At 41.3% G+C, this 12,441-nt stretch carries 9 protein-coding genes; 1 reads left to right on the forward strand and 8 read right to left on the reverse strand.

Annotated features, from left to right (window positions below):
- Positions 1 to 144 precede the first annotated feature (144 nt).
- Complete coding sequence (locus tag C3K47_RS09505) at positions 145 to 609, forward strand: hypothetical protein (protein ID WP_103788903.1); 465 nt, start codon at positions 145 to 147, stop codon at positions 607 to 609.
- Between the two features lie 175 nt (positions 610 to 784).
- Here C3K47_RS09505 and C3K47_RS09510 read toward each other — a convergent pair whose 3' ends face one another.
- From C3K47_RS09510 to C3K47_RS09540, 8 genes are all read right to left on the reverse strand, one after another.
- Positions 785 to 2,227 carry an amino acid permease gene (locus C3K47_RS09510; protein WP_103788904.1) on the reverse strand — a complete coding sequence of 481 codons (1,443 nt, stop codon included), beginning with the start codon at positions 2,225 to 2,227 and terminating at the stop codon, positions 785 to 787.
- Positions 2,228 to 2,566: 339 nt separating this feature from the next.
- Complete coding sequence (locus C3K47_RS09515) at positions 2,567 to 3,403, reverse strand: sterol desaturase family protein (protein WP_103788905.1); 837 nt, start codon at positions 3,401 to 3,403, stop codon at positions 2,567 to 2,569.
- 39 nt (positions 3,404 to 3,442) lie between these two features.
- On the reverse strand, positions 3,443 to 3,607 hold the full coding sequence (locus tag C3K47_RS19490) for a hypothetical protein (protein ID WP_165784665.1): 165 nt from the start codon (positions 3,605 to 3,607) through the stop codon (positions 3,443 to 3,445).
- A gap of 124 nt (positions 3,608 to 3,731) precedes the next feature.
- Positions 3,732 to 5,306: a sulfatase gene (locus C3K47_RS09520; protein WP_103788906.1), complete on the reverse strand. Its 1,575-nt coding sequence runs from the start codon at positions 5,304 to 5,306 to the stop codon at positions 3,732 to 3,734.
- A gap of 29 nt (positions 5,307 to 5,335) precedes the next feature.
- Complete coding sequence (locus C3K47_RS09525; protein ID WP_103788907.1) at positions 5,336 to 6,553, reverse strand: sterol desaturase family protein; 1,218 nt, start codon at positions 6,551 to 6,553, stop codon at positions 5,336 to 5,338.
- A gap of 227 nt (positions 6,554 to 6,780) precedes the next feature.
- Positions 6,781 to 8,277 (reverse strand): SusD/RagB family nutrient-binding outer membrane lipoprotein, encoded by a 1,497-nt coding sequence (locus C3K47_RS09530; RefSeq protein WP_103788908.1) that lies wholly within the window; start codon positions 8,275 to 8,277, stop codon positions 6,781 to 6,783.
- 11 nt (positions 8,278 to 8,288) lie between these two features.
- Positions 8,289 to 11,549 carry a SusC/RagA family TonB-linked outer membrane protein gene (locus C3K47_RS09535; RefSeq protein ID WP_103788909.1) on the reverse strand — a complete coding sequence of 1,087 codons (3,261 nt, stop codon included), beginning with the start codon at positions 11,547 to 11,549 and terminating at the stop codon, positions 8,289 to 8,291.
- A gap of 50 nt (positions 11,550 to 11,599) precedes the next feature.
- A complete protein-coding gene (locus tag C3K47_RS09540) occupies positions 11,600 to 12,433 on the reverse strand; it encodes an SUMF1/EgtB/PvdO family nonheme iron enzyme (protein ID WP_165784666.1) in 834 nt (277 codons plus the stop codon).
- Positions 12,434 to 12,441: the final 8 nt, after the last annotated feature.

The raw sequence follows: 12,441 nt of genomic DNA on the forward strand, positions 1-12,441 counted from the left end.
TAAACTCGGCAAGGTGGTTAAATTAAGCTTCCGGTTTACACATTCAAAATCAGTCTTTTATCAAAATTTACGCTCCTCTAAAATTGTTTACCTATTTCATATTCTAAGATGGGGTGATCTAATTGTTCATAATTAAAAGGATCTATGAAAAGAGTAACAAATCAACCCCATACTTTTATTTCTGAAGTTAAGAACAGGCAATTGAAAGCTCAATCATTGAGCTCACAATTTTATTATTATTTCAATTCCAGATTTACTTCGAGCAGTCCTGAAAATGAAACTTCATCCACTCTGGATGAGCAGAAACCTCCTTTGTTCAAAATTAAAAAAGCTAAGCCTAATGTAAGGTTAAAGGGTTCAACCCTAATAACCTGGGTACAGCTCATTTTAATCATCCTGCTTGCATTCTCTACTAAATTGTTTGAGAAGGTGAAAATTGAAAAAGTGAAATTAAATGCTCCTAATGAATTGGCGGGGAAACCATTGATAAGCTATAACGATTCTGAAAAGTTTGTTCACCCGGCTAAACAACAAACCTTTTTTGTGAGATCCTATCTTGCTTATAAGCAGATATTAAATTCAGCCGGCAATCAATTTTGTAAGAACTGATAAACTCAGCAAATCTTGAATTGGTGTCTATGTTCCTGTAAATAGCAGGAGTCAATTCGCAAACTACCTATAGCTACTTATCATCTAAATAACGCAAATTAACAAATTGAGTTTAAATGGGGTTGTTTCTGCAGCATAATGCAAAAGCAAGCAACCTCATTTTTATCGATCAAGATCATTGCTGTTGTTTTCGTACCAAACTGTGCTTCTTACCGTAAGTAAAATAGATCAGGATACCGATGGCCATCCATGCAAATAAACGGATCCAGGTATCTAAAGGAAGAAATACCATCATGCCAACACAGGTTAATATTCCTAAAATTGGAACTAATGGAACCAGTGGGGTTTTAAATGATCGCGGAGCATCGGGCATAGTTTTACGCATGATCAGTACGCCGGCACAAACAATTACAAAAGCTAGTAAGGTACCAATACTCGTCATTTCGCCTACTACTGTTATAGGCACAAATGCAGCAAACAGGCTTATGAAAGCGGCAAAGAGTATGTTGGATTTCCAGGGTGTTCTGAATTTCGGATGTATTTCCGAAAATACTTTAGGCAATAAACCGTCACGAGACATTGAATAGAAAATCCTCGATTGCGCCATAAGATCCACTAAAATTACTGAAGTATAGCCAATTAAGATCGCTAGGATGATAGCCTGACTTAACCATTTAAACGGTGTTTTTTCAATCGCGATAGCTACCGGTGCGGCGCTTCCTTTAAACTCTGTGTAATTGGCCATTCCTGTCATTACATGTGAGAATACCATGAACAAGACGGTACAAACAATCAGTGACCCTAAAATTCCAATTGGCATATTACGTTGAGGTTGCTTGGCTTCTTGAGCAGCGGTAGATACCGCATCAAACCCAATAAATACGAAAAATACAATGCCTGCGCCTCGCAGGATGCCTGTCCAACCAAATTCTCCGAAGGTTCCGGTATTATTAGGAATGTAAGGAATGTAATTTTCCGGATTGATATAATGAACGCCCAATGTAATAAATACTAAAACAACACCCACTTTCAATGATACCACAATAGCGTTCATAAGAGCCGAACCCTTGGTCCCCTTGATCAGCACCATTGAAATTAAAATAACGATTAGTGCTGCCGGCAAGTTGATAATACCATGAACCACTTCGCCATTAGCCAAGGTCACTGATTCGAAAGGAGAATAAACCAGTTGTGGAGGAAAGTGAATGCCATACGAACTTAAAAATTTCAATAAATATTGCGACCAGCTGATGGCTACCGTTGCCGCTCCAACTGAATATTCTAACACTAAATCCCAACCAATGACCCATGCAAAAAACTCACCCATGGTCGCGTATGAATAGGTGTACGCGCTACCCGCAATCGGAATCATGGAGGCAAACTCAGCATAGCATAAGGCAGCAAAAGCGCATCCTAAGGCAGCAATTGCAAATGATATAGTTACTGCCGGTCCGGCATGATTGGCCGCTGCTATACCTGTTAACGAAAACAATCCAGCCCCTATAATAATGCCTATGCCTATTAAAATAAGGTTGAAGCCATTTAGCGTCCGTTTTAAAGAATGCGTATTGTTTTCTTCGGCTTCTTGTAAGAGTCTTTCTAATGGTTTTTTTAACATCACTGGTTGATTAGTATAATTTATTCCAGGATTCTATCTATTAGCAGATTCTGAATGGAGTCGAAGGCTTCGACGACGTCCAGCGTGGTATGATGAAACAGCAATGGCGTACTTTGTACCTCTAACTTTGTAATTCTTACTTCCTGATCTGGTTTGCCTGAGCGTAGTTGAAGAACCTTCAAAAATAAGTTAATTATTTGTCAAAATAAGTCAATTGTTTTATTCAAATCTTTAGATATCAGCTTTGTATGAGATGGTTTGATCAAAAGTAAAACAGCCTATTGCTATTGCAATGAGGCTGTTTACCGTCTAATTTATCTATGTGAAAAAATGCCGGGATTATTTAGCTAGGTCGCTGCCTTCTTTATTTGATTTTATCAACGGATAAAGAACCTGGGCATACCAAGGATCTTCAGGATAATCTTCGAGGCCATATTCTTCAGGATACTTGCGCGTGATCTTTGCCGTACGGAAAAGTACATCCCAAAGGAAAAACATATTTCCATAATTGCCGTGGTAATGGCCAATTCCATCATGTTCGTGGGCGGCATGATGTGCATGGTGGGTGGCAGGCAGAGAGATGGTACGTTCAAGCACCCATGCCACCGGGTGCAGCCACTTGATGGTATAAAGTGGTTTGTCCCATTTTATGCTCGAGTGGGCCATTGTGGTGATCACTCCTTTAATTCCTCTTACAAATAAGGCTGGTAAGCCTAATCCTAAAAATGTAAGCGTAATGGTAACGTAAATCTGAGGGAACAGCAACGTATAAATAAAGTTCTGTCGGCTCGCCATGGCCATACCCATGTAAGGTGCCGAATGATGGGTGCGGTGGAAACGCCATAGCCATTCCACCTCGTGATGCAAACGGTGATACCAATATTGCGTTAAATCATCAGCGATGCATAAGATGAAGAAACCCCACCAAAAAGGTACCCATGATAGCACATCTTTATATTGAGGGATAACTGATGGGAAAAATTTCAGAGCAAAATAAGATAGAAAAACGGGAAAGATTAAGCGACCAAAAAGCAGGCTGCTTAGGTCGGTTAGTTTTTCGTTGAGTTTCCAGTTTCGGTATAATCCCAACGAAAACTCGGCAAGTCCGGTTACGAGCAATATGACGGTCAATCCCCAGCCATTTAAATGATCGAATATGAGTTTTAATGTTTCCATGAATAATTAAGTTGATTGTGATTGATGGTGTTAAGTGCTTTACTTATTAACAAACACTTCTGTAGATGTTGATTGCTCGGACTGTTCGCCGCTGTTTGAAAACTGCTTTACAATTTCAAGGCTTAAAATAATGGCCAGTAAAGGCAGGACGAATAACAATATACTTACTGCGAGTTTTTTGGCTAAAAGAATAGTTGTTTTCATATTCAAGAGGATTAAATACTACCATGTTATACTTTACAACTTGTTATTAATCCCTTGCCCAATGCCGGAGGGGGGAACTCCGGCAGGCAAGGATCAACCAACTTATTATAAAATGAAGCTCTTATTAAATAGGGAAGAAATAGTTTTCGCCATTAATGGTAATTGAACTATTGAATGTATTTGGCCAGGTTGGGGTTTTTACTTTGCTTTCCCAAACTTGCAAGGCAGCACTAAGTTCTTTTACCAAATCTGGGTGTTGGGCCGATAGGTCGGAAGTTTCTGAACGGTCTTTCGACAAATCGAACAATAACTGTTTATTGTTGCGTGTGTTGATGTAGAGTTTCCAATCGCCTTTACGAACTGCCTTTGAATAGCCATTACGCCAGAATAGCACATCATGAGGACGAGCTTTGTTGCTTCCGTTAACATAAGGCAACAAATTGGTTCCATCATATTCAACACCTTTAGGCAACGAAATATTAGCCGCAGCAGCAACGGTACTGAAAATATCAAGGTTACTTACTGGTAATTTATATACCTGTCCGGCTGGAACTTTACCCGGATATTTAATGAAGAATGGAATGTTTACACCCCCTTCGAAGTGCGAAAGTTTACCTCCACGTAATGGGTAGTTATCAGTAGCGCGGGTGTAAGTGGCCCCACCATTATCGCTGGTAAACACAATAATGGTGTTTTTGTCAAGGCCTAAGGCTTTTAGTTTACGATGGATACGGCCAATAGCATTATCCAAACCTGTTATCATACCATAATAAACCCTAACTGTTGAATCTTTAACCGAAGCATATTTATCGAAATCACTCTTTTTAGCCTGGAAAGGATCGTGCGGTGCATTGAAAGGCAAATACAAAAAGAAGGGTTTGGTTTTATTGCTTTCGATATAAGAAATAGCCTCGTCAGCAAGCCTGTCGGTTAAAAACTCTTTGTCATCAACCACTGGTTTGTCGTTTCGAACAATCCGATTCGAGCCTTCACGGGTCCATGCAACGCGCTCACTTAAAGCCCAAGGTAAGTGGTAATCAACAATACCCGGAGTATTAGGATAAGCATAAAGGGTTAAGCCGCTATAAAATCCGTAGTGATAATCAAAACCTCTTTTTTGAGGCTGAAATCCATCAGTTTCACCTAAATGCCATTTGCCGATAATGGCCGTTTGATAACCATTTTGTTTAAACAGTTGTCCAATTGAAACTTCTGATTCAGGCAAGCCTTTTTTGATATTCAGAAATTCATCCTGAGAGATGGGTAGCTTCTCAACTGAGCCACCTGTTTTTGCGGCCGATGCTACAAATTGCTGTACCTGCTCTGGGGTAGGTTTAACGCCTTCGTTTTGAGGTACCAAAAACTCAAATCCAAAACGCTGCTGGTAACGACCTGTCACTAAGCCGGCACGAGATGGTGAACAAATTGGAGCAGAAGAATAGGCTTGCGTAAACCTTGTGCCTTCTGTACCCAGGCTGTCAATATTAGGAGTTTTTAAAACATCGTTCCCAAATGATGAGAGATCATGATATCCCAAATCATCAGCTAAGATCACAATCACGTTAGGTTTTTGTGCTGCTTGTTCTTTAGCGGTAACCGTAGTTGACCGTTTTTTATCACCTGGCTTCTTTAGGGTGACCGAAAGGAGTGTTGCCGTACTGACGGTCAATATTCCTATGAGTAGATAGTTTTTTTTCATAATATATTTAGTCTATAGCGATAGTAGTTTTATTTGAGAAATTTTTTTGAAGGTATCAGACCTTTCATGTAACTGCGTTTAATAGCATTATAGTTTACCAACACAGCTTCAATTAAAGTGATAATTACTAACCAGATCAAAGGTTGTTCGGTAAAAACGGCAATCATACCGGTAATGAGCAGAAAACGCGCAAATTCTAAATTAAACACCCATGTTTTTTGCTCGAGTATGGCTCCACAGTTAATAAGGGTAATAAGGATGATCAACGAAACCACTGAAGCTATCAGTAGGTTTAGATAATTATAGAAATACAACATGGCTACTAATACCACAATAATGATGACTAATTGGGCAACCACGTAGCTTTTAAATTTCCAGGGAACTGGTAATCGTCGTGAGCGGGAAAGGAAAACGGTTTCCAATTGTTCCCGGATTGAGGGATCTATCTGCTCAGGCCCACCGAACAGTACTTTCAGCTTATTTCTAAAGCCCTTGGTTAATTTTGCTGCGTAATAGAGCTCCGGGAAAAAGTGAAAGAACTGCCATAATAAACTATGTGTTTGTAATTGATGGGTGAGGCCATAGTTAACTTCTTCGACTTCTTCGGCATATGTGCCAAATAGGCGGTCCCAAATAATAAAAAATCCACCATAATTTTTATCCAGATACGCTGCGTTAGTAGCGTGGTGAACCCTGTGATGCGAGGGAGTGACCAGAATGTATTCAATCCAACCCAATTTGCCGATTAACCGGGTATGAACAAAGAATGGATATACTCCCTGAATTAGCAAAACAGGCATGATCATAAGGGCCGGAAAACCAATAATGGGTAATATGGCCCAAAACAACAGCCGGGCTAGCGACTGAAAAATGGTAATCCGTGTGCCTACCGAATAGTTAAACTCCTCGCTTGAATGATGAATTACATGCACAGCCCAAAACAAATTCACCTCATGACTGCTGCGATGATACCAATACCATAGAAAATCAACTAAAAGGAATAATAGCAGCCAGCTTGCCCAGTTTTGCTGAATATTTATAAGTGAAAACCTTTGATGTAAAAAGTCATACACAAAGAAAAAGAAACCAGCCGTAAGCAAACCCGCCACTCGGTCGAGTATGCCAATACTTAAGTTGCTAACCGTATCATTAAATTTATAAACAGCCAGTTTTTTACGTTTAGCCACGTAATATTCAATGCCTATTGCAAGCAACAAAACAGGTAAAGCCAGTGCTATTGATTCCATAGTTTTTTAGTTATTAGTCTATGATTTTTAGTACTCAGTCTGCAGTCGGCAGTCAACAGTCTGCAGTCAACAGTCTATGGTATATAGTCGAGATCTTAACTTCGTACTTCATATTTTAAATCGTACTTCATCCTTTAAATCGTACTTCAACAATCCCCAATCGTACTTTGTACTTTTAACTTTGTACTTTAAATCGTCATTCTACAATCGTCAATCTCCAATCTCCCTTATTTATCCCAAAACAACTTAGGTGTTTGGTAGTTAGCCGGCTGAATATTGGTATTCAATACTTGTTCTGATTGAGGGTAAGGGAACCTGCGCGGAATTTGTCCATTAGGATTATTCGTGTTGGTTCCGTTAACCGAAGGTGTCAGCGCTGGGTAACCGGTACGACGATAGTCGGTCCAAACTTCAGACTGAGTAAATAATGCTATATATTTTTGGGTGATAATGGTTTTCAGATCCGATTGAAAATCACCAGTAAGTGTAGCCTTTGCTGCCAGGTAAGCATCTTTATTAGCCTGAGATGCATTCGGATCTGCAGGGTTTGATGTTTTGTTGATGGAGGCCAAGGTAGCTTCCTTCAACGCTTTTTCTGCATTTACCTGGTCGTTCAATATTAAGCGTGCTTCGGCTTCAATAAATTTGGCTTCTACATACGATAAGAAAACTACCGGAGAAGTTGAACTGGCATAATACGAACCGATTACGGAGAAAGCTCCCGGAACACCGGCTATCGAACCCCTGTATTTCCCGCTTCCGGCCGGATATTGTGTGGCGAAGGCCGAACGGCGGGGATCTACAGGTGCTGTTTCGGGTTTAGTAGAGGGATCATTTATAGCATTGCCATTTAGCAAGTTTACAAATGAAGCGCCTAAACCTACCCACCCCGGGCGGTTGGTGTTTTGCTGGTAGAAGGGGTTTGAATTACTTACTGCAGCACCGAATACCAATTGTAAATCGTTAGTATTTGAGCTTATACCACGATAATTACCATTAGCATCATACAAATAGCTTAGTGCTGTTTGAGCTGCAGTATTGGCATCCACTTTACTCAGGTGTATTGCCAAACGTGCTTTTAAGGTCCAGGCAGCGGCTAGCCAGTTTTGAACATTGCCTTTGAAGAAAAGATCATCAGCACCTGGAGCCGGAGCTGTAAAGCTGCTGGTAGGCAGGCTTAGTTCAGTTATTGCCGAGTCCAACTCTTTCTGCAGTTCGGTATAAATATCCTGTTGTTTGTCAATTGCAGGTGATGCATTTACTTCAGCGTGCAGCGCCTGCTTGTACGGAATATCTCCAAAAATATCGGATAAGGTAGAAAAGGTGTATGCAGATAAGATCCGTGAAACGCCAGTATAGTAAGGCGAATTCAAGGCTTTGCTTTTCTGGTAAACAATGTTCAGGTTTTTTAGGCCATTGGTATAAAAGCTTCCCCAAATGGAGTTGTAAAAAGTGGTATTTACGTTGTAATTATCAAAGGCCACCGCATCGCCATTTGAACCGGCAAATTGTTGTATGGTAATTCCAGTTTGAATACCGGCGTCAACACCCTGTGAGAATGCCAATGTACCTTGCGCTCCTGATAAAACGGTAGAGATGGGGGCGTTATTGGAGGCGTTTGGATTTACATTCACCTCCGACAAATTGCAACCAGTGCTCAGTCCAAAAAGGGTTAGTACCGAGGCAAAGGATAAGAGCTTATGTTGATTTATATAATTTTTCATGAGTAATTGGCTTAAAAGGTTAATGTTAAAGTGGTAGCATAGCTGCGGGTGTTTGGAGTGGTCCAAAAATCAACACCTAATGCATTCGACAAACCATTACGTGAGCTTAAGTCAGGGTCGGCACCTGAATAGTTCGTGCTGAGCAGGAAGTTACGACCGGTAAATGTGAGGGCAGCTCTAGAAATTTTAGCCTTTTGGATCCATTTTAACGGCAATTCAAAAGTTAAATTGATATCGCGGATGCGTAACCAATACAGGTCTTTCTCCACGTACATTCCCGGAATGTTGAACGTTTGACGGTACCATGATTGTGAAGCGATAGCCGTGATATCATTTTGTGCACCATCACTTTTCTTAACCCCGTCGAAAACCACTTGTTGACCTCTGTTGGCAGTTTCTTCAGCCACACCATTAAATACCATTTGCAAGCGTGGTGCATTGGCAATGTCGAAACCGCTGCGGTAATCAAGGAAGAACGATAGTGTAGCAAACTTGTATCTTACTTCATTGCGAAAGCCCAAGTTGAAATCAGGGTTGGGGTCGCCAATGATCCTTGGAGTAGCATCAATCAATGGGTAACCATAATTTGCGTTTGGAGCACCGCTGGCTAAGAATTGCTGGTCATCAATAATGGGTTTACCTTCAGCATTGCGTTGCAGGTCAACACCAAATAAGGCACCAAAGGGCTGACCAACAATGGCGCGTGAATCACCGAAAGGAAATCCTCCGGTAAGTGATATGTTATTTAATCCCGGAGCTAATTCTTCTACTTTACTATCGTTTTTCGAATAAAGCACATTGAAGTCCCAGCTGAAGTCTTTGTTTTCAATCGGATTAACATTTAATGAAAGTTCAAAACCTTTATTGCTGATGCGGCCAGTGTTTACCAAAGCAGCGTTGCTGCCTGTAGAATTCGGTAATGAAACAGGAATGATCTGGTCCTTGCTCAGTGATGAATAGTAAGTAGCTTCCAGTCCTAAGCGGTTTTTAAAGAAGCCCAAGTCCGTACCCACTTCCCAGGTGTTGATACGCTCAGGCTTTAAGCCCTGATTTCCTAATGTTGATCCGTAACTCAAACCTGCAGTATTGTTAAACGGAAAGCTCAGGCTCGATTGGATCCATCCACCGGCAGATGAATTGGTGAAATAGGTTTCCAATGAGTAGGGATCGGCATCATTACCCACCTGCGCATAGCTTGCACGTATCTTGCCTAGGCTGAACCATTTTTTAGTATCTCTATCCAAAAATTCTGAGAATACAAAACTGGCTCCCGCTGATGGGTAGAAGAACGAGTTGTGACCATCAGGTAGGGTAGAGGTCCATTCGTTACGACCTGTAAAATTCACAAACAGGTAATCTTTATGATTTAAAGCCAAACTGAAATATCCGGCAGCTAAGCGCTTGCGAACCGTTTGGTTAAAACTGTTGGTAGTTGAAGCATTTGAAATGTTGAACAATCCCGGAATAATCAACCCATCACCACGGGTATTGATCTGGTTTTTGTAAGAATCGTAATAGTTGCTTCCCACAATGGCCGATAGATCCCAGCCTTTGGTAATGGTACGTTGAGCTTTTAAGATCACATCGGTGTTAAGGTCCCTGCGGAAAAAGTTCACATCATTAATGGCACCGGCAGCAACGCCTGAGGTTCCACGGCTAAAACCTCCTTTGCGCAAATCGCGGTAGCTATCATAGCCAAAGCGGAATGTACCGCTTAACCAAGGCAGAAAATCATAATCAGCCTGAGCAAAGCCAAGGAAACGGTTTACATCATCATTTTGTGGGTTCATGTTCAATGACCAGTAAGGATTGTCCCAGCCTCTTCCGTTGGCATATGAACGCGAGTCGCCCCAGGGTTTTGAATTGGTGGCCGGCAGTAAATATGAATCAGGATTGTTAGCCGGATCGCTCAATCCATTGGTTATATCAAAATTGGCCGGACTGTTAACCAAGGCACGAACCACGTTGGTGTTAAAACCTCCCATTAATGCCCGGTTGTCTGAGCCCGAATTAATGTAGTTTAACCCTGTTGAAAGTTTTAAAGCATCAGTTACCTTGTAATCGGCATTAGCTCTGAATGTATTTCTATAGAAATTAGTGGTAGGAATAATACCCGTTTGATCTAAGTTGCTATAAGAAAAATAGTATCCGCCTTTATCTAAATTACCGGTAACAGAGATGTTGTTGTTGTAGGTTTTACCGGTTTCAAAAAAGTTGTTAATGTTATCATAGTAGTTTACAGGTTTTCCATTAGAAATAGGAGAACTCTTACCTACAATCAATCCGTTTTTATCAAAGCCACTCGAAACTTCCGAATAAGTTAAGGAATCAATTCTTGCGCCCCAGTTTTCGTCAGAGCCCGGCTGTCCTGGAACTACGTATAGTCCGTTCAAACCGTTTGAATAAATGTTTTGGCGTGGCTGTAACCGGCGGTTTACTTCATCAAATGAAGCCGAACCCGTGTAGCTTACCGAGAACTTCTTGTCAACATCGCTGCCTTTTTTAGTGTTGATAATAACAGCGCCGTTTGCTGCACGAATCCCATAAAGGGCAGCAGCAGCAGGTCCCTTTAATATCGATACATTATCAATATCTTCAGAGTTGATATCGATGGCACGGTTGGAAGGAGTGGCCAAAGAGAAAGCATTGGAAATAGTAGGCAAAATGTCTTGTACCGAATTATCCACCGGAATTCCATCCACCACAAAAAGCGGAGAGTTGTTGCCTAAAACCGAGTTATTACCACGGATGCGGATGGTTGATGAACCACCAGGTGAACCACCACTGTTTTGTACCTGTACACCGGTTACCTTACCACTAAGGGCCGTTACCACATTGGTTTCTTTGGCTGCCAAAATCTCCTTCTTGTCAATTCGGGCAATACTGGTGTTAATTGATTTACGGTTACTTTCAATACCTAATGCAGTAACCACCACTTCCGATAGTTGATTTCGTGATCGTAGCAAGATGTTGATCTCTCCATCTTCCAAATCAAACACCTGAACTTCTTTAGTGATGTATCCCACGTATTGGATCACCAGTCTGAATGGAAACTTAGCTTTGGTATTCAATTTAAATTTACCATCAGCATCGGTTTGTATGGCATCACGTGTGCCTTTAATAGAAACAGTGGCACCGGCAACCGGTATTTTTGTCCCGTCTTCTAAAACGGTTCCACTAACCAATGTTTTTGTTTGAGCTAATGTGACCTGGCTCCCCAATAAACTAAGCAAGGCCAGTAATAAATAGCTATAGAGTAGTTTGTGTTTCATTTTAGTATAGTTAGTATATAGTTTAAGTAGATTAATTTGTGAAAAAAATATTAATCCTTAGCACATCTGAAACCGGTATGCATTAAGCTGGTTTCAGCAGTTGAGGAGGAGCTGCCTATAATTCTGAAACCATGGCAAACACTGGGGTCGCATAAAAACGAGCCACCTTTACTTACATGGCGCATTGATGTATCTGATTGTGCTTCTTCGGCAGTAGGAGCCACTTTGTCGGCGCACCATTGCCAAACGTTTCCTCCCATATCACTTATGCCCAATTGATTTTTTCCAAAATAGCCTACCGGCGATGTGGTCAGAAAACCATCTTCTTCAGTGTTTTTCTCCGGAAAGGAGCCCTGCCAGGTATTGGCCTTGTATTTCCCATCTTCTACCAGTTTTTCGCCCCAGGTATAGGTTTGGCGTGCATTTGATGCATTACGAGCTGCCCATTCCCATTCGAATTCGCTAGGCAAACGTTCGCCTTTCCATTTGGCATAGGCGAGAGCATCGTTCCACGAAACCTGTGTTACTGGATGATCAGGGTTGGCTTTTGTATGGTCTTTTCCTTGTGGGTATAAGTAATAGGCTCCATCCAACATTTCCCAGCTTTTCTTATCGAAATCAAATACAGCGGAATTTCCAAATTTTTGAGCATCGGTAATGTAGCCGGTAGCCTTTACAAAGTCATCAAATTGTTTAACGGTCACCAAATCGGCATCGAGCTGAAAAGATTTTATGGCAATGCTGCGTGAGGTGCCGTCTTCAAACTGCTTGATCATCATTCCTCCCGGAACTCTGATCATTGACGCATGAGCAAAGCTTTGGGCCTGGGCTTGTGGCTGATGGCAAGATGAAGAACTAATTAATAATCCGATTATGAGCGACATGGTTAAGA

Source organism: Solitalea longa (assembly GCF_002920915.1).
GTDB lineage: Bacteria > Bacteroidota > Bacteroidia > Sphingobacteriales > Sphingobacteriaceae > Solitalea > Solitalea longa.

Excerpts from the sequence above, each read along its gene's own strand:
- C3K47_RS09505 (WP_103788903.1), top strand. The coding sequence starts at position 145 with ATGAAAAGAGTAACAAATCAACCCCATACTTTTATTTCTGAAGTTAAG.
- C3K47_RS09510 (WP_103788904.1), bottom strand. The coding sequence starts at position 2,227 with ATGTTAAAAAAACCATTAGAAAGACTCTTACAAGAAGCCGAAGAAAAC.
- C3K47_RS09515 (WP_103788905.1), bottom strand. The coding sequence starts at position 3,403 with ATGGAAACATTAAAACTCATATTCGATCATTTAAATGGCTGGGGATTG.
- C3K47_RS19490 (WP_165784665.1), bottom strand. The coding sequence starts at position 3,607 with ATGAAAACAACTATTCTTTTAGCCAAAAAACTCGCAGTAAGTATATTG.
- C3K47_RS09520 (WP_103788906.1), bottom strand. The coding sequence starts at position 5,306 with ATGAAAAAAAACTATCTACTCATAGGAATATTGACCGTCAGTACGGCA.
- C3K47_RS09525 (WP_103788907.1), bottom strand. The coding sequence starts at position 6,553 with ATGGAATCAATAGCACTGGCTTTACCTGTTTTGTTGCTTGCAATAGGC.
- C3K47_RS09530 (WP_103788908.1), bottom strand. The coding sequence starts at position 8,277 with ATGAAAAATTATATAAATCAACATAAGCTCTTATCCTTTGCCTCGGTA.
- C3K47_RS09535 (WP_103788909.1), bottom strand. The coding sequence starts at position 11,549 with ATGAAACACAAACTACTCTATAGCTATTTATTACTGGCCTTGCTTAGT.
- C3K47_RS09540 (WP_165784666.1), bottom strand. The coding sequence starts at position 12,433 with ATGTCGCTCATAATCGGATTATTAATTAGTTCTTCATCTTGCCATCAG.